This is a genomic window from Hallella seregens ATCC 51272, from assembly GCF_000518545.1.
Taxonomy (GTDB): Bacteria; Bacteroidota; Bacteroidia; order Bacteroidales; family Bacteroidaceae; genus Prevotella; species Prevotella seregens.
Map to the genome: position 1 here is coordinate 54,851 of NZ_JADU01000020.1, position 20,496 is coordinate 75,346.

Consider the following 20,496-nt stretch of genomic DNA (forward strand, 5'->3'; position numbering starts at 1 on the left):
CTCTACCTGGCCTTGTTGTAAACGTGGGTTTGCGGGGCCATGTCGTCCATGACCCAGGTGTTGGCTCCCACCACGCAGCCCCTGCCGATGGTGATTCGTCCCAGCACGGTGGCGTTGGCATAGACCACCACATCGTCCTCGATGATGGGGTGGCGGGGTATTCCTTTGATGGGGTTGCCGGCGTCGTCGAGGGGAAAACTCTTGGCTCCCAGCGTGACTCCTTGGTAGAGTTTCACGTTGTTGCCGATGATGCAGGTCTCGCCGATGACCACGCCCGTGCCGTGGTCGATGGTGAAATACTCGCCGATGGAGGCCCCGGGATGAATGTCGATGCCGGTCTCGGAGTGGGCCATTTCGGTCATCATGCGCGGGATGAGCGGCACGCCGAGCAGCAGCAACTCGTGGGCCAGCCGGTAGTTGGTGAGGGTTTTGATGACGGGGTAGCAGGAGATGATCTCGCCGTAGCCCGTAGCAGCAGGGTCGCCGTTGTAGGCCGCCGTCACATCGGTGCCCAGCGTGTGGCGCACGTGGGGCAGCCGCTCGATGAGCTGTGCCGCCATTTCGCCGGCGCGTGCTTTCAGGCACGCGAGCGAGTTGCAGCCGTCGGAGCCGAGCGAAAAGCTCAGTCCGGCCAGAATCTGGTCGGCCAGCAGCTTGTGCAGCCGCTCGACATTGACACCGATCTGGTATCTAATCGTGTTGATGTTGACTTGCGATTTCCCAAAATAACCAGGGAAAAGGATGGCGCGTGCCAAGTCGACAATCTCTTCAAGCACCTTGCCTGAAGGGAGGGGGTATCCGTCACAATGCTGGTGAAACAGTCCTTTCAACGATGCCGGCTCGGAGAGCCTTGCCACGGTTTCGGTCAGCATGAGGGTCGTGTTGTGGGCGCTCATCTCTGTGTATCAGTCTTTTCAATGGCAAAGGTACTAAATAATGCGGAAACGTGAACAGATTGCCCTCAATTTTTTTTCGGCTTTTCATGCAGGCCCACTGGCTTTCGGCGGCGGCCGGGGCCCTGCGGGCGTTTTGCCGTTGCGGCCTGGCGGCCCTGCGTTTGCGCCGTCGTCGCGTGGCGTTTGCGGTGCATTCGCATCGCGTTTACGGCGTTGTCGCGCGGCCGTTACGGCGCAATCGCAGGGCCTGTGGCCGGCCGTTGCCGTGCGCGGGCCCGTTTGCGGTGCTTTCGGCTACACCCTCTGCTGCATCTGTTTCAGCGCGAGCATGTCCTTGGGCACGGCGGCTTGTATCTCCTCCACCAGCATTTGGCGCAGGGTGGTACGGATGAAGTTCTTGGCGGTCAGCATCACAATGTCGCGCGTGGGGATGGGGATGGCGAACGGACGGACGAGGCTTTTCTGCTTCTCCGTGAGTTGCAGTATCGCCAGTTCGGGGATGAACGTCATGCCCTTGCCGCTCTCCACCATGCGCATGAAGGTTTCGATGCTGCCCAGCGAGTAGGCCCTCTGGCTCTGGCTGGCCCCTTTGAGCTGGCAGAACTTCACGAGCTGGTCTCTGAAACAGTGGCCCTCGTCGAGCATCCAGAGGTATTCCCCTTTCAGGTCGGTGGTCTTGATCACCTTATTATTATAGAGGTTGTCGCCCTGGGAAACGTAGCCGAAGAACTGTTCGTAGAACAAATGCAGACTCTCGAAGTCGTCCATGTCGTCGAGCTGGGCCACGATGCCCACGTCGATGTCGCCGTGGCGCAGGGCCCGCTTGATGTCCTCGGTCTTCATTTCCATGATGCGTATGTCCATCTCCGGGTATTTCTTCATCAGCTGCGGGAAGAACCTGGGAATCAGGTAAGGGGCTATGGTGGGCAGGATGCCTATGTGGAACGTGCCCAGCAGCGAGTGTTTCTCCTCCTCGACGAGCTCTTTCAGCCTGCGTGCGCGCACCAGCACCTTCCATCCCTGCTCTATCACCATGCGGCCGATGGGCGTGGGCACGACGGGCTGCCGCTTGCGGTCGAAGAGCTTCACGCCCAGTTCGTCTTCCAGTTTCTGAATCATCGAACTCAGCGTGGGCTGCGTCACGTTGCACGCCTCGGCCGCCTTGACAAAATGTTTGTGCCGGTAGACGGCCATCACGTATTCAATTTGTTGGAGTGTCATAATCGTTTCATTTTGTGTTGCATGGGCAGTTGGCAGGCTGCCCGTTGGGCCATGATGACATGCAAAGATAGCCTTTTTCCCACATTCGCCATCCGATGGCGGCTATATTTTTCCCTTTTCCGCGACAAATCATCATAAATGGTGAGGCCCGTAAACAGTGGGATTGCGCGGCATGGATAGATTTCTTCAATGCGGGGATAGATAATATCTGTTTGAAGCAACGGGAAGCATGATTAACTTTGCATCGGAAAATAAAACAAGAGAGCAATCGTCAATCCATAAAAAGAAGCGAAAATGATAGCAATGGAAATGCCCCCCACGCCCTGCTTGCAGCAGGCACTCGAGCCGGAAGTGAGCTTCCGACTGGTGAAAAGTGAAAGAAACCAAGTCATAAACAACAAAAACAACAAGCAAATGAAGATACAAATGCCGCAGCTCCCCTATGCAGCCAATGCCCTGGAGCCCGTTATCAGCGAGCAGACCATCAGTTTCCACTACGGAAAGCACCTGCAAAACTACGTGAATACCATCAACAATTTGGTGGAGGGCACGGAGTTTGAGGGCCGGAATATCGAGGAACTGGTGAAGACCGTGCCCGAGGGACCGATGTACAACAACGCCGGGCAGAGCCTCAACCACACGCTCTACTTCCTGCAGTTCATGGCTCCGGTGAAAGACAACGCCCCCAAAGGTCGCATGGCCGAGGCCATCAATGCCGCGTTCGGCTCGTTCGAGGAGTTCAAGAAACAGTTCGGACAGGCCGCCACGTCGCTCTTCGGCTCGGGTTGGGCCTGGTTGTCGCAGGACAAGGACGGCAAGCTCGTCATCACCAAGGAGGCCAACGGCGGCAATCCGCTGCGCAGCGGGCTCAACCCGCTCATGGGCATCGACGTGTGGGAGCATGCCTATTATCTGGATTACCAGAACCGCCGCGCCGACCATATCGCCGCCGTGTGGGACATTATCAACTGGGAAGTGGTCGAGGGCAGACTGAAATAAAAGCCCGTTGCCGGAAACACCCCTTTTAAAACGATTAATAAAACATAAACAACAACCCTGCCTTCCTTGCGGCCTCGCGGCCATCTTCTTTGCCGAAGAGCCGGGAGGGAGGCTTAAAATCTCAAAAATTTATGGAATCAATTATCAACGCACAAGCACCCGAATTCAAAGTAAACGCTTTCCAAAACGGCGAGTTCAAGACCGTTTCCAGCGAAGACATCAAAGGCAAGTGGGCCTTGTTCTTCTTCTATCCCGCCGACTTCACCTTCGTTTGTCCCACAGAATTGGTGGACCTTGCCGAGAAGTACGACCAGCTGAAAGCCGCCGGTGTGGAGGTGTTCTCGGTGAGCTGCGACACCCACTTTGTGCACAAGGCTTGGCATGATGCCTCCGACAGCATCAAGAAAATCAAGTACACTATGCTCGCCGACCCCCTCGCCGTGCTTGCCAAAGGCTTCGGAGTGTTCAAGGAAGACGAGGGACTGGCCTATCGCGGCACGTTCCTGGTTGACCCGGAGGGCAAAATCAAGGTGGCCGAAATCCAGGACAACAGCATCGGCCGCAATGCCGACGAGCTCGTTCGCAAGGTGGAGGCAGCCCAGTTTGTAGCCAGCCACGACGGCGAGGTGTGCCCCGCCAAGTGGAAGAAAGGCGCAGAGACGCTGAAGCCGAGCATCGATCTCGTAGGAAAAATCTAAGGACGGCTTGCTTTCCCATGCCTGGAGAATCAGTTTCAGACAGTCTTCCTCTATCGTAGGGGAGGGCTGTCTTTGTCTCCAGAAACGGGAAAGGAGGGCTGAAAGCCGTCGGCAACGCTCGCAAGAGGGCTGTCGGCCAGCTTGAAACAACAGTACAAACACTCTCCGCCAAGGGGAGAAGAAAAGAGAAACAGCGTGTTAGACACAAACATTATAGAACAGTTGAGAGGCATTTTCGGCGTGCTCGAAAATCGCTTTGAGCTGCGTGTGACGGCCGACGAGGCCCATGAGCATGCGGCAGAGATGAGGGAATTTGTCAACGATTTCTGTTCGACCTCCGAGCATCTGTCGGCTTCTTTCGACGGAACCCGGGTGGGCCGTCTGGAGTTTGAGCTGCTCAAGAACGGCGAGGAGACGGGCGTGAAGTTCCGCGGAATACCCAACGGTCACGAGTTCACCTCGCTCATCATGGCCGTTGTCAATGCCGACGGCAAGGGAAAGAATCTTCCCGACGATGCCATTGGCCGGCGCATACGCTCGCTCAAGGGCGACATCCGGCTGCAAACCTACGTTTCGCTCACCTGTACCAACTGCCCCGACGTGGTGCAGGCCCTCAATCTCATGGCCATTCTCAACCCGCGAATGAGCAGTGAGATGGTGGATGGGGCACTCTTCGAGGAGGAAGTGAGCCGCCTTAACATCCAGGCCGTGCCGTCGGTCTATGCCAACGGCGAGCAGTTGCACATCGGCCGGGGCGACCTCGGCGTGCTCCTGCAGAAGCTGGAAGACCGGTTTGGAAGCGAGTTGGACGAGAGCCGGGAGGTGGTGGAGCGCGAGTTCGACGTGGTTGTGCTCGGCGGAGGCCCTGCCGGAACGTCGGCCGCCATCTATTCGGCCCGCAAGGGACTGCGGGTTGCACTCGTTGCCGGACGCATCGGAGGCCAGGTAAAAGACACCGTGGGCATAGAAAATCTCATCTCCGTGCCCAAGACCACCGGGGCGCAACTGGCCGATGACCTGCGCAAGCACCTCTACAATTATCCCGTGGAAGTGTTCGACAACCGTAAGATCGACACTGTAGACCTTGCCGGCAGCCGGAAGCGCGTGCATGTGAAGGGGGGCGAGGTGTTCCTCTCGCCGGCCGTCATCATCGCCACGGGGGCCAACTGGCGCAAGCTGAACGTGGACGACGAGGCCCGTTACATCGGCCACGGCGTGCATTTCTGTCCGCATTGCGACGGGCCTTTCTACAAAGGTAGGCATGTAGCCGTGGTGGGCGGAGGCAACTCCGGCGTGGAGGCGGCCATCGATTTGGCCGGCATCTGCTCCAAGGTGACGCTTCTGGAGTTTGGCGAAGAGCTTCGCGCCGACACCGTGTTGCAGGAGAAGCTGGCCTCGCTGCCCAATGTGGAGGCGTTCACCATGGCGCAGACCACGCGCGTGCTGGGCAACGGAGAAAACGTGACAGCCCTGCGTGTGAAGGACCGTAACACCGACCGGGAGCGCGAGATAGCCGTCGACGGCGTGTTTGTACAGATTGGTCTGGCTGCTAACAGCGACCCTTTCCGCGACCATCTGCCGCTCAACGCCCGCAAAGAGATAGAGGTAGACGCTTTCTGCCGCACGTCCGTTCCCGGTGTTTATGCCGCCGGCGACGTCACCAACGTGCCTTTCAAGCAGATCGTTATCGCCATGGGCGAGGGCGCCAAAGCCGCCCTTTCGGCTTTCGACGACCGAATCAGAGGTGTGATTTGACGCGTGACGGCATCGTCCAGGCCCTTTGTACAAAGGACTTCTGCGCCGGATGATAGCTCCGTTCTATCGCGTTATAGTTTTTTTCTGTTGCGTGGAACACGGATTCGCAGTATCTTTGCATCAGAAAAGAAACAAGAAGTGTAACCATCAAAAAAAGAAAGGAACAAGTTATGAACACATTGAATTATCTGGCTTTGGACGAGAAAAAAGTTGCCAACGTAGTAAGCGGACTGAGCCAATTGCTGGCCGACCTGCAGGTATTCTACTCCAATCTCCGCGGTTTCCACTGGAATGTGAAGGGCAAAGGCTTCTTTACGCTCCACGCCAAATACGAGGAGCTTTACAACGACGTGGCCGGCAAGGTGGACGAAGTGGCCGAGCGCATCCTGCAGTTGGGCGGCACACCCGAAAGCCGCTACAGCGAGTATCTGAAGACGGCCCGTGTGAAAGAAGAGGGCAACGACCCTGAATGCGGCCGTGAGGGCATGGTGAAAGTGCTCGATACGCTGGCCCTGCTCATCGCCCAGGAGCGTAAACTCGTGGAACTCGCGGGCGAAGCCAACGACGAAGTGACCACAGCCCTCATGGACGATTACCTGAAATCACAGGAGAAGACCGTCTGGATGCTTGTGGCTTTCCTTAGCAAGAAGCCTGAATAAGCGACACAAGAACATCAGTATATTATATTTTATTTAGCGACAAATCCCATGGCCGTCGGACGACGGTCATGGGATTTTCGTTGTCGTACGGCTTCTTTACCCGGTCAGACCGTCGAGGAAGAGGAGCAGACGGTTGGTGACGTTGACCGAGGAAACGCCCGAATCGAAGTCGAGCGACACCAGATTGAGCTCGGGGAAGCGGCGTTTGAGCCGCTTCTCGATGCCTTTCGACACCACGTGGTTGGCTATGCAGCCAAAGGGCTGCAGGCTGGCCACGTTGGTTACGCCCTGCCGCACCATGCTGATGATGTCGCTGGGCAGCAGCCATCCCTCGCCAAACTGGGCCGCCAGCGACACCACGCCGTCCACGTCCTTGGCTTCCTCGAAGATGTTGGTAAAGGGACGGAAGTAGCGGAAACGGGAAGCCACGCGGTTGATCTGCTTCTCACGCCGCCATATCAGGCTGTAGATGCTGCGTATTACAAAGTCGGGCACGTTGGAGCAACGCAGTCCCATGTGCTTCTCGACAATGACATTGACGAAGTTTTGCAGGAAGAAAGGCGAGAGCAAGGCCGGCACCACCTCGATGCCCCGGCCGATAATCTTGTCGGCAATGAACTGATGGGCAAAGGGATTGAACTTGAGAAATATCTCGCCTACGATGCCCACGGCCGGCACTTCGCGGTCTTCGGTGATGGCGTCGAACGCCTCGGCGGCCTCGCCGATGAGCTCCATCAACCGGCCGGGCCGGTTCTTGAGGATGGGCTCGGCGGCCAGCCGCAGGTACTTTTCGCGGAGGGCCTCGGCTGCATTGGCAAAGGAACCGGTCACGCGGAGGGCGTCAGGACGCAGCCGCACCACGGAGGCATGGTACATCTTGGAGATGGCGTCGCCGTAGAGAAAGGTGGTGACGATGGTGGGTGCCAGCCGCAGCCAAGGCACGTTGAGCGTGCCGTCCTGATTCTTGTCCTCGTCTTCGGCACTGGTGGCAACGCCCAATGTGATGAGCGGCACCTGCCCGAAGCCATTGGCATCGAGCGCCCGACGGATGAGAGCGGCATAGTTGGTGGCCCGGCATTGGCCGCCCGTTTGGGTCATCACCACCGACACTTGGTCGGGGTTGTAGCGGCCCGAACGCAGGGCTTTCACAAAGTCGCCCACGATGAGCGTGGCCGGATAGCACACTTCGTTGTTGGCATATTTCAGTCCGTACTCGGCACTCTCGGCGTCGCCTGGCGGCAGCACTTCCACGTCCCAGCCGATGAGACGGCACAGCGGCGGCAGTAGTGGGGTGAGGTATTCGGTGAAGTAGGGGGCCAGAATGTGGCGCGTGATGGGCGGCAACTTCTCCTCGTCGTCCTCGGTTGGGGCGTGCTTGGTTCCCCTCGCAACGGTTTCGCCCGGTTTGTCGGCCCCGACGTCGGCGGAGCTTGACGCAGGAGCCTTGTCATCGGCGGGGCGCAGCGACTCGACCAGCGAGCGCACCCGCAGCTTCAAACTGCCGATGTTGCTCACGTCGTCTATCTTGAGTAGGGTGTAGGGCTTGCCGTGTTCTTTCATGATGCTGCGTATCTCGTCCTGGATAAATGAGTCGGGACCACAGCCGAAAGAGGTCATTTGCACGAAGTGCAGGTCGTCCGGCTGCTCGGCGCACCACTGTCCGGCCTTGATGATTCGGTTCATATAGGCCCACTGTCGCACAATCCTGGTGTTGCCGGTGCCCACGCTGAGGTCGCCGCGCACCACGTCTTCGGAGATGACGTTCACGCCCAACGAGGCTATCATGTCGGATAGCTTGTGCTGAATGAGCGGGTCGGTGTGGTAGGGCCGGCCGGCCAGCAGAATGGTAAGACGGCCCTCACGGCGGCTCGCGGCCAGCAGGTCGAGGGCTTTTTGCCTGACGAGGCGGGTGTATTCGTCCTGGGCTGCGGCGGCTTGGCGACAGGCCCGGCGTATGGTCTGGCGGTCTATGCCCAGCCCGCGCAGGTAGCCGGTGAGCTGCCTGACGAGTAGTTTCTCGTCGCGGAAGTTGATGACGGGCGAGTCCAGCCGTGCGTGCAGCGTCATGGCACTGCGTATCACGTCCGAGTAGGCCGAGACAATGGGGCAGTTGTAGCTGTTGGTGTTGCGGGCATCGTCCTGCCGCTCGTAGACCACATAGGGCATGAAGATGAACGCCCCGGCCGGCATGTCCGGCGCAGAGAGCCGCTCGTCGAGCTCTTTGACGTGGGCATGGACGAGCTTGGCCGGGAAGCAGATGTTGTCGCTCATGACACTGCCCAGCGCAGTTTCGTAGCGACTGAACACCGATTCGCTGCTCAGCATCACCTCGAAGCCGGCCGTCGTGAAGAGGGCATGCCAGAAAGGATAGTCCTCGTACATGTTCAGCACACGGGGTATGGCCACCAAGCGGCGTGGCCCGGCGGTTGCGGCAGGGAGCTTTGCGGAGCTGTTGGCAGGGATTGCCGGCCGGTCGAAGAGCAGGTGGTACTTATAGGTGTAGATGTTTTCGCCTCTTTGCCGGCCCCGCTCGTGGTTGCTGAACACGCGTTCGCACTTGTTGCCCGAGTGGAAATGGCGGTTTCCGCTGAAGCTGTAGCGGGTGACAAGGCAATGGTTCTCGCAGCCCTTGCAGGTGAGCAGTCGGGTTTCGTAGTCCGACGTGCCGAGCAGCTCGCCGATGCTGCGGCCTGTGCCGGCGCCGAGTGCGTGCAATTGCTCGATGGCATGCAGGGCGCAGCCGTAGGCTCCCATCATTTCGGGCATGTTGCTGCGGGCCACTTCGGTTCCCGTGAGCAGCTCAAAGGCCCGCACCACAGAGTCGTTTTTCATCGTGCCGCCCTGTACCACGATGCGGTTGCCCAGGTTGTCGTTGCCATGAAGTTTGAGCACTTTGTAGAGGCAGTTGCGCACCACGGAGTAGGAAAGTCCCGAGGCAATGTCGGCCACGGAGGCTCCTTCGCGCATCACCTGCTTGACTTTGGAGTTCATGAACACCGTGCAACGCGTGCCCAAGTCGCAGGGATGGGTGCCCCGGCAGGCCAGTCCGGCAAAGTCCTGCACGCGATAACCCAGGTTGGTGGCAAAGGTCTGGATGAACGTGCCGCAGCCCGACGAACAGGCTTCGTTGAGTTCCATGCGCACCACGGCGCCGCCATCCACAAAGATGGCTTTCATGTCTTGTCCGCCAATATCGAGGATAAACGACACGTCGGGCATGAGCCGGGCGGCGGCCCGATAGTGTGCCATGGTCTCGATGATGCCGCTGTCGAGGCCAAAGGCCGTCTTGATGAGTTCCTCGCCATAGCCTGTGGAGCACGAGCCCACGATGCGGAGGTCGGTCCCATTCTCGTCGGCGGCCGTTTGCAAACGATGCAACCCCTCGGCCACGGCCTTGATGGGGTTGCCCAGATTCATGCTGTAGTCGCTGAACACCAGCTGCCCCTGCTGCTCGCCGCGGGCCCGCACGGCCACGAGCTTGGTGGTGGTGGAGCCGGAGTCGATGCCGACGACCACCTCCTCCATGCCTTGCCGCATGGGGTAGACGGGCGTGGCGTAACACTCTTTGCTGCGGAGCCAGCTGTCGTGCTCGGCCTCGTTGCGGAACAGTGGGGCCAGTTCCTCTTGTACATCGGACCTTTGTTGTCGCTCGGGATTGCGCTTGTCTTCTGGAGAATGAGCTTCGGGTCTGTGTGTCAGTTCCCAATCCCGTTTCAGTTCAAGGAAAGAATCGCTCTGCCCCGCCCTGATGGCGCAGCCGATGGCAGGGATGAGATTGCCCTCGTGGACAACGATAAAGTCGGTCGTCGACAGTTCGAGATAGTCGGCGAAAGCCTTGCGCAGTGACGGGAGAAAGGTGAGGGGGCCACCGCAAAGCAGGATGGGCGGCGTGAAGTCGCAGCCGTGGCTCAGGGTGGTGACGGTCTGCACGGCGATGCTGTGGAAGATGCTGGCCGCAATGTCGCTCTTGGGCAGGTTGCGCGACATGAGGTTTTGAATGTCGGTTTTGGCAAACACACCGCAGCGGGCAGCCATGGGATAGAGGTGGGTGGACTGCCGGGCCAGCTCGTCAAGACGGGCATTGTCGCAGCCCATGAGCACTGACATCTGGTCGATAAAGGCTCCGGTGCCACCCGCACAGTTGCCGTTCATGCGGAGCTCCATGCTTTGCCCGTTGAAGAAAACCACCTTGGCGTCTTCGCCGCCAATATCGATCAGGGCCTTGGCCTCGGGGTGTCGGTGGCGGGCAAAGACGGTGGCGGCCACTACTTCCTGAACAAATTCAGCCCCCAACTGTTCGGCGGCCGACATGCCGACAGAGCCTGTGACACAGAGCCGTAAGCGGACATCGCCCAGCTGCTGCCGGATTTCGTGCAGATAGTTATGAACGAGTTCGTTCACCTTGGCGTTGTGACGCTCGTAACGCGAGTAGACAAGGCGGTCGTCATGGTCGAGTACTGCTATCTTGGCCGTCGTCGAACCGACATCCAGTCCCACCCTGTATGTTTTATCCATGTTGTTCTGCCGTTACGGAATCCCGGCGGATTCCCACCATTAATTAGGCTGCAAATTTACGAAAAAGACGTAAACTCGACAAAGGTTTTTCGGTTTTTTCGACGAAGTTTTTGCCGTATTCGTGCAACCTTTGCCCCGTAGAACACGTCCAAAAAACGGAAAATCAATCGATGAGAAAAGGATGAAGAAACTTGTTTTTCTATTATTGGGTGCGGCCTTGCTGACTTCCTGTTACTACGAACAGCGCCGGCAAGGGCCCCAGGTGACCAGTGTGCGCGGCGTGCGGCCTTTCAATAGGATCGAGGTCAGAGGGGTCTGCGACGTGAAATATGAGCAGGGCGACACGTTTGCTGTCAGGGTGGTTGGCCGGCGCGAACGGGTGAACAGCGTGAGAACCACGTTTGTCGGGCAAACGTTGTTTGTCGACATGGACAACCGTGACAAACTGATGTCGATTGGCCGGTGGAGGCATGCGCCCGTGGTTTACGTCACTTCGCCCGACCTGCTGTCGGTGCGTCTGCTGGGTGCGGGCGACTTCGAGGCACCGGGCACCGTCGATACCGACACGCTGGACGTGTATCTGAAAGGAGTGGGCGATGTGACGTTCGAGCACGTAGTGTGCGACGCGTTCCGCGGTACGGTGTACGGCACGGGCGATATGGACATCAAAAGGCTCACGGCCACGCAGTCCGACCTGCTGCTGCAAGGAGTGGGCGACCTCGATGTAAACTTCAGAAACTGTGGTACGGCACGCTGCACGCTGCGCGGCACGGGAGACATCGAGCTGTCGGGCACCCTGCGCCGGCTGGTCAAGACCGTGCAGGGCACGGGCGATATAGACACCGAGAAGCTGACAGTGGGCCGGCCATAGACAGCGACGGTTCAGAATTCGAACCCCAAATTGATGAAGAAATCGGCCCCGCGGCTCTTGTTGGAGTAGCCCAGCGAGGCCCCTACGGGACCCAGCAGAGTGCGGTAGAAGTAGGCCAGCTGCCAGCCCAGCAGGGGCGTGCGGTCGAGCAGACGGCGAGGTTTGTCGGCTTGTTGTCCCCAGACAGCCTTAAACAGCACAAAGTTGTTGGTTGTGAGCTGCTCTTGAAGTTTCAGTTGGAGGGCTGCAAACTGCCGGTCGACGAACTCCACATGGTGCACGCCGACAAAGGGCATTTGCTGGTCAATGTAGTGCCCGAACCACTGTCCGCCAATCAGATTGCGCCGTATGTGGGGAATGTCGCGACCGAAGAGCATGCGCCCGTAGAACATGGGCTGGAGGGTGAGGTGGCGGCTGAGGCCGAACGACATGCGCCACGAGGCACTGAGTTCGCTGAATCCGATGCCTCCGTCGTACTGTGCAAAGTTGTCCGTGACGTAGGCATACTCGGTCTGAAACTTGGCCCCGCGGGTGGGAAAGTTCCAGTCGTCCTCGGAGTTATAGTGCAGATTGGCATGATAGCTGAAGAAGTGGGCATCGGGCATCTTGAAGCCCTCGGTGCCCAAACGGCTCGAAACCAGTATCTTGTGATAGTTGTAGAAGTCCCACCGGGCCGACACGTCCATGGCCAGATTGCGCACGCTGATGTTGAGCAAACTCAGGCGAGCTTGGTGTTGATTGTAGGTGATGCTGTAATCGTTGGAGCCGCCTTCGTAGACGTTGAGGCTGTTGTGCCTGAGAGTGTAGCGCAGGGCCACCTCCAGAAAGCCCTCGGGTTTGAGCGACGTCTGCACGGCCCACATGATGTTGCGCCCCAGACGGAGCGTGGTTTCGGCGTTGAATGGACGTGCGGCGGCGGTGTAGGCACCGTTGAGCTGCAGAGCCACCATCTCTTCCGTGTCGAACCGCACGCCAATGCTGCCCCGTATCTTGTCGTGGGATGGACGGATTGCCGCCGCACTGTCTGCAAAGACCACTGGCAACAGAGCCTCGGGATGCGGCGACCGCTGCACGGGGCGGAAGTCGGCCGGCAGCCCAAGCCGCTGTTTCAGGGCCATGAGCTCGTCCCAGTGGTGCATCGCCTCGGCTTCGCCCCGGCGTATGAGCGTGTCGATGGCGGCGGAGGTGAAGCTGGCCACGCTGTAGCCCGTGGTGTTCACACGGATGGGAATATCGGTGATGGCCAGATTGTCATCGTACTTGTTTTTACAGTTGACGTCGATGATCTGGCCAATCACAGAGGCGCCGTTGGTCAGGTCGTCGGCAGTACGGGGAGCCCCCTGCACGGTGGAACCAATGATAAAGTCGGCCCCCATCCTGCGGGCGATGTCGGCCGGATAGTTGTTGCGCAGACCACCGTCGACAAGCACCATGTCGCCCATTCGCACCGGTGAGAAGGCTGCCGGGATGGCCATGCTCGCCCGCATGGCTACGGGCAGCCGGCCGTGGTGGAAGTCAACCTCGGCATAATCCACGATGTTGGTGGCTACACAGGCAAAAGGAATGGGCAAGGAGTCGAAGCTCAGGGAGTCGTTGTAGCCCGCCGTCAGCCGATTGAAAAGTCGGGACAGGTTGCGCCCCTCGATGATGCCGCCCGAAGCTGCCTGCACTTTCTGTCCGCGGATAAAGGTTTTGGAGAACAAGTAGGTGTTTTGTTTCTTGCGGTTTGACAGGTCCTGATCGTAATAAACACTGCGGTCGCTGAGCAGGAACGCCCAGTCCTGCCGCCGCACCACGGAGTCGAGGGCCGCTGCGTTCCAGCCACAACTGTAGAGCCCGCCCACGATACTGCCCATTGAGGTGCCGGTCACCACGTCTACAGGAATGCCGGCCCGCTCAATCACCTTGAGCACACCGATATGGGCCACGCCCTTGGCACCGCCGCCCGAAAGCACCACAGCCACCCGCTTGCGGGGCGCAAAAGCGGAGTCTGCGGGCGGCTGGGCCATCAAAAAATCCAGATGAAGCAGGAATCCGAACAGCAAGAGAAGAGTACAGGCAGACTTGTTCATGGGCAAAGCATAGGGATAGCCGTCGGCTACAAGTGAAACATGGTGCAAAGATAAGACTTTTCATGAAAAAACAAAAATATACTAAAAAGTTTTCTGTTATCGCCGAATATGCTTAATTTTGCAGTCTATTTTATAATAGGTATTAGAATGAAATTCGCCATTATAGCCGCGGGAGAGGGTTCCCGACTTGCCGCCGAGGGCATTGTTGAGCCCAAACCACTTGTCCGGGTTCAGGGTGAGCCGCTTATTGACCGACTGATTCGCATCTTCATGAAGAACCAAGCCGAAGAGATAGACGTGATTTGCAATGACCGGACATCACTTGTGAGCCGGCACCTCCAGCAAATCCAGGCCGATGGTCTTCAGGGGCAGCCCGTTCCTTTGCAATTCAAAGTGAAGAGCACGCCCAGTTCCATGCACTCGTTTTCAGAGTTGAGTCCGCTGTTGGCGGGCAGCCCCTTTGTGCTCACCACGGTGGACACCATCTTTCGCGAGGAGGAGTTTGCCGACTATGTGGCGGCTTTCGGGCGGATTCTCTGCGAGGGGGGCGACGGCCTGATGGGTGTGACCGACTATATCGACGACGAGAAACCGCTCTATGTGGGTACCGACGCCGGCATGCGGGTGACGGGCTTCTATGACGACCGCCAGCCGGACAGCCGGTATATCTCGGGAGGCATCTACGGGCTGGCCCCGTCGGCTCTCGACACACTGGCCGGCTGCATGGAACGAGGCGAAAGCCGCATGCGCAACTTCCAGCGTGGACTTGTGCGCGACGGCCGGCAGCTCAACGCCTATCCTTTCTCAAAGGTGCTCGACATAGACCATGCCACCGACATCCAGAAAGCCGAGGCTTTTCTCGGACAGCAATTCGATCGGTCGTGATGGGGCAGGGGGCTGAACCTTTTCTGGCCATTCGCCGGGCCGACCGATTCTCGCCGAACTCGGTAGAGAAAGACCGGAACATCCTTGAGGCTGTGTGTCGAGAGGTGGAAGCTCGCGAGGGCTTGACGCAACCCATCCGGATGGTCGACGAGGAAGATTTTGCCCGGCGGCCGCAGTCGGCCGGGACGTATCTCTCGATGGCCCGCTCCACGGAAGCCTTGCGCGTGCTGGCTCAGTGTGAAACAGCCAGAAGCCGGGTGGTGAACCGGGCGCAAGGGGTAACCTTGTGCCAGCGCACGTTGCTCGATCGGCTGATGCGCGACCACGGTGTGCCGATGCCGCCGCTCACGGGTGCCCATGGCTATTGGCTCAAGCGGGGCGATGCCGTCGCCCAGTCGAAGAGTGACGTGGTGTTCTGTGCCGACGGCCAGGCCTTGGCCGAAGCCCGTGAGGCTTTCCGTCGGCGGGGCATCGTGCAGACGGTGGTCAGCGCCCATGTGCCCGGCGACCTGATTAAGTTCTACGGTGTGGGCATGGGTTCGGATGCGGATGCCGACCGGGACCGGGGCGAAAGGTTCTTCCGCTATTTCTATCCCAGCGACGACGGCATCTCGAAGTTTGGCGACGAACGGCATAACGGTGCGGCCCACCACTACAGCTTCGATGAGAACCGGCTCCGATGCGAAGTGGCGCGACTGGCCCGGCTCACGGGTATAGAGGTTTATGGAGGCGATGCCATCATCGACGAACAAGGAAAGATCTACCTCATCGACTTCAACGACTGGCCGAGTTTCTCGCGTTGTCGCGACGATGCTGCCCGGGCCATTGCTTCGCTGGTGACGGGCAGACCTTAAGCAACAATCTCTTAAGCAAAGATACAGAGTAAGAAAACTAAACGGTTATGTCAACATTTAAAGAATTATTACAGGCCTCATTCAAATCGAACGATACGGAGGAATGGCTCGACGTGCACTTCAACCGGCCCATCGGCCTGGTGTTCGCCCTGCTGTGGAACAAGCTGGGGGTTCATCCCAACGTCATCACCATCCTTTCTTTCTTCCTTGGAACGGCGGCCGGCTGGATGTTTTACTACACCGACCTGACGCACAACCTCATGGGTGTGGCCCTGCTGGTGCTGGCCGATTTCTGTGATTCCACCGACGGCCAGATGGCGCGCCTCACGGGCAAAAAGACGCTTGTGGGCCGCGTGCTCGACGGAGTGTCGGGCGATGTCTGGTTTTTTGCCATCTATGTGGCCCTCTGTCTGCGCATGCAAGACCAGAACATTCCCGGCACCGATGTGCAGTGGGGCGTATGGATATGGGCGCTGGGCATTATCGCCGGCATACTGAGCCACTCGCCGCAAAGCTCGCTGGCCGACTATTACCGCCAGATACATCTTTTCTTCCTCAAGGGTAAGGAGGGTTCCGAGCTCGACAACTATGCCCAGCAGCGGGCCATCTTCGAGTCGACTCCCAAGAAGCAGCTTTTTGCCCGCATGTTCTATCGCAGCTATGCCAACTACTGCAAGAGCCAGGAGCGGCGCACCCCACGTTTCCAGACATTCTTCTCATCGTGGAAACAGGCTTCAGCCAGCCGCGACCGACAGGAGTTGGAGGGCATCCGCCAGCAGTTCCTCACAGGCAGCCGCCCGCTCATGGCCTATACCAACGTGCTCACGTTCAACACACGCGCCATCGTGCTCTACATCACTTGTCTGCTCAACTGCCCGTGGGTGTACCTGCTCTTCGAGATCGTGGTGCTCAACATACTCTACGTGTACATGCACAAACGCCACGAAAGCCTTTGTGAGCGCATGACCACAGTCATGGCACAACAATAGACTTTAATACAAAATTACAGCAAACATGATTAAAGGATACATCTTCGACTATGGGGGCACGCTCGACACTGCCGGCTGTCATTGGGGCCAGATGCTCTGGCATGCCTACCAGCGCCAGCAGGTGCCGGTCAGCGAACAGCAGTTTCGCGATGCTTATGTCTACGGCGAGCGCACGTTGGGGCGAGAGCCCATCATCAAGCCCGACTATACATTTTACAAGACGCTGGACACCAAGCTCAGGCTGGAGATGGAACAGCTCTGCACCTCGGGGGCATGGGATGCCGACGAGACGGGATTCCAGGCTGCCCACAATGCCGTGCTGGCTGATGTCTATGCCCGTGTGCAGACCATCACGGCCCACAGCCGCGAGGTGCTTGCGCAGCTGGCCCGACAATACCGGATGGTGCTGGTGAGCAACTTCTACGGCAATGTCGAAGTGGTGCTCAAGGAGTTCGGACTGGACACATTCTTCGAGAGCGTGGTCGAGAGTGCCGCTGTGGGCATTCGCAAACCCGACGCCCACATCTTCACCATCGGCGTGGAGCGGCTGGGGCTGCAGCCCGACGAGGTGGTGGTGGTGGGCGACAGCTTCTACAAAGACATAGAGCCCGCCCTCAAGGCCGGATGCCATGCCGTGTGGTTCAAGGGCGAAGGCTGGACAGACAAGACTTACGACGAGACCCTGCCCGACAGGGTGATTACCGATTTGGCACAATTATTATAAGGAATGAAAAGATTCAGGATATACACAACCATGCTGCTCCTCCTGCTTGTGACAAGTGTGAGCGCGCAGATACGGGGTGTCATCACGGATGCCGAAACCGGCGACACGCTGCTCTATCCCAGTGCCTCTTACAAGGGGCACCACGTGGCCGTGAGCGGCAACGCCATGGGCGAATACGCCATAAAGCGTCATGAGGGTTGGCAGCTCACGTTCTCGGCCGTGGGCTACAAGTCGAAGACCATCAGCGTGAACGCCAAGACCCCCGGCAGGCTCGACGTGAAGCTGCGCCCCGACACCAAGCAGCTCAGCGAGGTCGAGGTAAAGTCGAAGCGCGGACGCTACAGCCGCAAGGACAATCCGGCCGTGGAACTCATGAAGCGCGTCATTGCTGCCAAGAAGCGCACCGACCTGGAAAACCACGACTATCTGCAATACACCAAGTATCAGAAGCTGACCTGTGCCATCAATGACATTACCACGGCCGACATCGACTCCGGTTTCATCGGCAAGCACAAGTGGCTGCTCGACCAGGTGGAGACGAGCCCCTACAACAACAAGCTCATCCTGCCCATCAGTGTGGACGAGACCGTGACGCAGCATATCTACCGCAAGAATCCCAGAAGCGAGAAAGACATCATTCAGGGGCAGAGCTCCACGGGCGTGAACCAACTCATCCAGACGGGCGACATCCTCACCGTGGCGGCCAAGGACGTATTTACCGACATCGACATCTACGACGACCAGGTGCGCCTGTTGCAATATCCTTTCACATCGCCCATCGGCAAGGATGCCATCTCTTTCTACCGTTATTATATTGAAGACACGGTCTACGTGGACCGTGACCTTTGCTACCATCTGCAATTCATCCCCAACAACCAGCAGGACTTCGGGTTCCGCGGCGAACTCTATATTCTGGCCGACTCCACGCTCCACGTGAAGCGGTGCAACCTGACTATTCCCAAACGCAGCGACGTGAACTTTGTGGAGAATCTCCAGGTGCGGCAGGAATACCGCCGGTTGCCCAACGGCGAGTGGGCACTGAGCGTGGACGACATGATTGTGGAAATGAAAATAGCCAAGTTCCTCTCCAAAGTGCTTGTCGTGCGCACCACGCGACTCAGCGACTACGCTTTCGACGCACTGCCCCGCCAACTCTTCAAGGGCAAGGCCCGCGAGCGGCGCGAGGCCAATGCGCAGATGCGCGACGAGGCTTTCTGGAACCAGTACCGCACGGTGGAACTCACCAAGGGCGAGAGTTCCATGGATGCCTTTATCCACCGCATTGAGCAGGTCAAGGGCTTCAAGTATATCATCTTTGGAGCCAAGGCCCTCATCGAGAACTTTGTCGAGACCGGCGACGAGAACCATCCCAGCAAGGTCGACATCGGGCCCATCAACACCATGCTCACCAAGAACTTCATCGACGGCTGGCGCACACGCGTGAGCGCCCAGACCACGGCCAACCTCAATCCCCACTGGTTCATGGCCGGATATTTTGCCCGGGGCTGGCACTCCAAGAAGAACTATTACAAGGCCGAGCTCACCTATTCGTTCGACAAGAAAGACTATCTGCCCCGCGAGTTCCCCAAACGCACCCTCACCTTCAGTTCCACTTACGACATCAGTTCGCCGTCGGACAAGTTCATCCATACCGACAAGGACAATGTGTTCACGGCATTCAAGTGGTCTACGGTGGACAAGATGATGTTCTACAACCGCCAGCAGCTCCAGTTCGAGTATGAGCAGGAGTGGGGGCTCAAGACCACCATCGGCATGAAGACCGAGGAGAACGAGGCTGCCGGCCGGCTCTTCTTCAACAAGCTGAGCAGCGGCACCACTTTCAGATTCCCCGACGGCATCGTGGCGGGCGACCAGCTGCACAACGGCCGTATGCGCACCACCGAGCTGACCCTGCAGTTCCAGCTGGCTCCGGGCCGCACCTACATCAACACCAAGCAGCGCCGTCTGCCCATCAATCTCGACGCCCCCGTCTTCACGCTGGGCCACACCATGGGACTCAAAGGCGTGCTCGGCGGCGAGTACAGCTACAATCTGAGCGAGGCCGGCATCTACAAACGTTTCTGGATGAACAGCTGGGGCAAGATAGACACCTACGTCAAGGCCGGCGCCCAGTGGAACCGCGTGCCCTATCCGCTGCTCATCATGCCGGCCGCCAACCTGAGCTATATCATCGAGGACGAGTCGTTCAACCTCATCAACAACATGGAGTTCCTCAACGACCGCTATGCCAGCCTCGATGTGAGCTGGGATCTCAACGGCAAAATCTTCAACCGCGTCCCTCTGCTCAAGAAGCTCAAGTGGCGTGAATACATCGGTGTGAAGTGTCTCTGGGGCAAGCTCACCGACAAGAACAACCCCCTGTTGGCCGAGAATGCGGGCAGTGACGCGCTCATGCAGTTCCCGGAGGGTTGCTACGTGATGGATCCCAAACGGCCCTACGTGGAGTTTGCCGCCGGCATTCACAACATCTTTAAAATAATTCATGTGGAGTATGTGCACCGTTGCAACTACACCAGCTTGCCCACGAGCAAGCGCAACGGCATCCGCTTCATGTTCCGCATGACGTTCTGACCATGGACCACAGGCTTGCGCACGTCATTCTGGCCGACCGGCAGGACATCACCCGCGCCGGACTGATGTATCTTCTCGCACAGATGGAGGCCCCGGCCTCCATCCCTGCGTCTTCCGCCGGAGGCTCTTCCTCCGGTGGTTCTTCCGCTGGTGCCCGTGTCTCCGTAGCCACCGACCGTGCCGACCTCATTGCTCGGCTGCAGGCCGAGCCTGCCAGCATTGTCATCATAGACTACACGCTCTTCGACTTCAACGATGCCGCGGAGATGCTCATTCTGGCCCAGCGGTTCCCCCGGTCCTGCTGGCTGCTTTTCAGCGAAGAGCTCAGCGTCGGCTTCATCCGCTTGGTCGTGGCCAGCAGCACGCAGTTTGGCATCGTCATGAAAGAGTCGCCTCTGTCCGAAATCCGCGAAGCCCTGCACTATGCCCTCGACGGCCGCCGTTTCGTGTGTCAGCAGGCCACCGAGCTACTCCTTGCACCCGAGCCTGCCGCCCCGGAGCACGTCAAGCTCACCAAGACCGAAACAGAAATTCTCAAAGACATCGCCCTTGGCAAGACCACCCGCGAGATTGCCGAGGCCCGCTTTTCCAGCTTCCATACCGTCAACACCCACCGCAAGAACATCTTCCGCAAGCTCGGTGTCAACAATGCCCACGAAGCCACCAAGTATGCCTTGCGTGCCGGCCTCGTCGATGCGGCCGAGTATTATATCTAAGGCAACAAATCTCACTTCCCGTTGTCTTGGACGAATTTCCCGCGGGAAAT

15 protein-coding genes are annotated in these 20,496 nt (G+C 58.5%); 11 read left to right on the forward strand and 4 right to left on the reverse strand.

What is annotated here, in order from left to right; translation table 11 throughout:
- Positions 1-2: 2 nt before the first annotated feature.
- Together L888_RS0107970 and L888_RS0107975 are read right to left on the reverse strand one after the other, a co-directional pair.
- Positions 3-896, reverse strand: a complete 894-nt coding sequence (locus L888_RS0107970) for a serine O-acetyltransferase (RefSeq protein WP_027952511.1) — start codon at positions 894-896, stop codon at positions 3-5.
- Between the two features lie 294 nt (positions 897-1,190).
- Positions 1,191-2,117, reverse strand: coding sequence for a hydrogen peroxide-inducible genes activator (locus L888_RS0107975; protein WP_005846474.1), 927 nt, complete (start codon positions 2,115-2,117; stop codon positions 1,191-1,193).
- Positions 2,118-2,411: 294 nt separating this feature from the next.
- Between L888_RS0107975 and L888_RS0107985 the strand changes: the two genes are divergently transcribed.
- The 4 genes from L888_RS0107985 to L888_RS0108000 all read left to right on the forward strand — a co-directional run bounded on the left by L888_RS0107985 (position 2,412) and on the right by L888_RS0108000 (position 6,228).
- Positions 2,412-3,116 carry a superoxide dismutase gene (locus L888_RS0107985; protein WP_005846470.1) on the forward strand — a complete coding sequence of 235 codons (705 nt, stop codon included), beginning with the start codon at positions 2,412-2,414 and terminating at the stop codon, positions 3,114-3,116.
- A gap of 131 nt (positions 3,117-3,247) precedes the next feature.
- Positions 3,248-3,814: an alkyl hydroperoxide reductase subunit C gene (gene ahpC, locus L888_RS0107990; RefSeq protein WP_005846468.1), complete on the forward strand. Its 567-nt coding sequence runs from the start codon at positions 3,248-3,250 to the stop codon at positions 3,812-3,814.
- A gap of 195 nt (positions 3,815-4,009) precedes the next feature.
- The gene (ahpF, locus tag L888_RS0107995; protein ID WP_027952512.1) at positions 4,010-5,569 is read left to right on the forward strand and encodes an alkyl hydroperoxide reductase subunit F; all 1,560 of its coding nucleotides are present in this window, start codon (positions 4,010-4,012) and stop codon (positions 5,567-5,569) included.
- Positions 5,570-5,739: 170 nt separating this feature from the next.
- A complete protein-coding gene (locus L888_RS0108000; protein ID WP_005846464.1) occupies positions 5,740-6,228 on the forward strand; it encodes a Dps family protein in 489 nt (162 codons plus the stop codon).
- A gap of 96 nt (positions 6,229-6,324) precedes the next feature.
- Here the strand turns inward: L888_RS0108000 and L888_RS0108005 are convergent, their stop codons facing one another.
- A complete protein-coding gene (locus L888_RS0108005; protein WP_027952513.1) occupies positions 6,325-10,743 on the reverse strand; it encodes an acyl-CoA dehydratase activase-related protein in 4,419 nt (1,472 codons plus the stop codon).
- Between the two features lie 181 nt (positions 10,744-10,924).
- On the opposite strand from L888_RS0108005, the gene L888_RS0108010 reads away from it, so the two are divergent.
- Positions 10,925-11,614: a GIN domain-containing protein gene (locus L888_RS0108010; RefSeq protein WP_027952514.1), complete on the forward strand. Its 690-nt coding sequence runs from the start codon at positions 10,925-10,927 to the stop codon at positions 11,612-11,614.
- A gap of 11 nt (positions 11,615-11,625) precedes the next feature.
- Here the strand turns inward: L888_RS0108010 and L888_RS0108015 are convergent, their stop codons facing one another.
- Entirely contained in the window at positions 11,626-13,734 is a 2,109-nt protein-coding gene (locus L888_RS0108015; RefSeq protein WP_027952515.1) for a patatin-like phospholipase family protein, read from the reverse strand.
- Between the two features lie 99 nt (positions 13,735-13,833).
- On the opposite strand from L888_RS0108015, the gene L888_RS0108020 reads away from it, so the two are divergent.
- The 6 genes from L888_RS0108020 to L888_RS0108045 are packed head-to-tail and all read left to right on the forward strand — an operon-like array spanning position 13,834 to position 20,446.
- Complete coding sequence (locus tag L888_RS0108020) at positions 13,834-14,571, forward strand: sugar phosphate nucleotidyltransferase (RefSeq protein WP_027952516.1); 738 nt, start codon at positions 13,834-13,836, stop codon at positions 14,569-14,571.
- The gene (locus L888_RS0108025; RefSeq protein ID WP_027952517.1) at positions 14,571-15,425 is read left to right on the forward strand and encodes an ATP-grasp domain-containing protein; all 855 of its coding nucleotides are present in this window, start codon (positions 14,571-14,573) and stop codon (positions 15,423-15,425) included. The genes L888_RS0108020 and L888_RS0108025 overlap by 1 nt, the downstream gene beginning before the upstream one ends.
- 47 nt (positions 15,426-15,472) lie before the next feature.
- Complete coding sequence (locus L888_RS0108030) at positions 15,473-16,414, forward strand: CDP-alcohol phosphatidyltransferase family protein (RefSeq protein ID WP_027952518.1); 942 nt, start codon at positions 15,473-15,475, stop codon at positions 16,412-16,414.
- Between the two features lie 25 nt (positions 16,415-16,439).
- A complete protein-coding gene (locus tag L888_RS0108035) occupies positions 16,440-17,138 on the forward strand; it encodes an HAD family hydrolase (protein ID WP_027952519.1) in 699 nt (232 codons plus the stop codon).
- Positions 17,139-17,141: 3 nt separating this feature from the next.
- The gene (locus L888_RS0108040) at positions 17,142-19,730 is read left to right on the forward strand and encodes a DUF5686 family protein (RefSeq protein ID WP_027952520.1); all 2,589 of its coding nucleotides are present in this window, start codon (positions 17,142-17,144) and stop codon (positions 19,728-19,730) included.
- Between the two features lie 2 nt (positions 19,731-19,732).
- On the forward strand, positions 19,733-20,446 hold the full coding sequence (locus L888_RS0108045; RefSeq protein WP_027952521.1) for a response regulator transcription factor: 714 nt from the start codon (positions 19,733-19,735) through the stop codon (positions 20,444-20,446).
- Positions 20,447-20,496: the final 50 nt, after the last annotated feature.

What these genes read in the sequence shown, in the direction of transcription:
- L888_RS0107970 (WP_027952511.1), bottom strand. Translation starts at nt 896, where the DNA reads ATGAGCGCCCACAACACGACCCTCATGCTGACCGAAACCGTGGCAAGG.
- L888_RS0107975 (WP_005846474.1), bottom strand. Translation starts at nt 2,117, where the DNA reads ATGACACTCCAACAAATTGAATACGTGATGGCCGTCTACCGGCACAAA.
- L888_RS0107985 (WP_005846470.1), top strand. Translation starts at nt 2,412, where the DNA reads ATGATAGCAATGGAAATGCCCCCCACGCCCTGCTTGCAGCAGGCACTC.
- ahpC (WP_005846468.1), top strand. Translation starts at nt 3,248, where the DNA reads ATGGAATCAATTATCAACGCACAAGCACCCGAATTCAAAGTAAACGCT.
- L888_RS0108000 (WP_005846464.1), top strand. Translation starts at nt 5,740, where the DNA reads ATGAACACATTGAATTATCTGGCTTTGGACGAGAAAAAAGTTGCCAAC.
- L888_RS0108005 (WP_027952513.1), bottom strand. Translation starts at nt 10,743, where the DNA reads ATGGATAAAACATACAGGGTGGGACTGGATGTCGGTTCGACGACGGCC.
- L888_RS0108010 (WP_027952514.1), top strand. Translation starts at nt 10,925, where the DNA reads ATGAAGAAACTTGTTTTTCTATTATTGGGTGCGGCCTTGCTGACTTCC.
- L888_RS0108020 (WP_027952516.1), top strand. Translation starts at nt 13,834, where the DNA reads ATGAAATTCGCCATTATAGCCGCGGGAGAGGGTTCCCGACTTGCCGCC.
- L888_RS0108025 (WP_027952517.1), top strand. Translation starts at nt 14,571, where the DNA reads ATGGGGCAGGGGGCTGAACCTTTTCTGGCCATTCGCCGGGCCGACCGA.
- L888_RS0108030 (WP_027952518.1), top strand. Translation starts at nt 15,473, where the DNA reads ATGTCAACATTTAAAGAATTATTACAGGCCTCATTCAAATCGAACGAT.
- L888_RS0108035 (WP_027952519.1), top strand. Translation starts at nt 16,440, where the DNA reads ATGATTAAAGGATACATCTTCGACTATGGGGGCACGCTCGACACTGCC.
- L888_RS0108040 (WP_027952520.1), top strand. Translation starts at nt 17,142, where the DNA reads ATGAAAAGATTCAGGATATACACAACCATGCTGCTCCTCCTGCTTGTG.
- L888_RS0108045 (WP_027952521.1), top strand. Translation starts at nt 19,733, where the DNA reads ATGGACCACAGGCTTGCGCACGTCATTCTGGCCGACCGGCAGGACATC.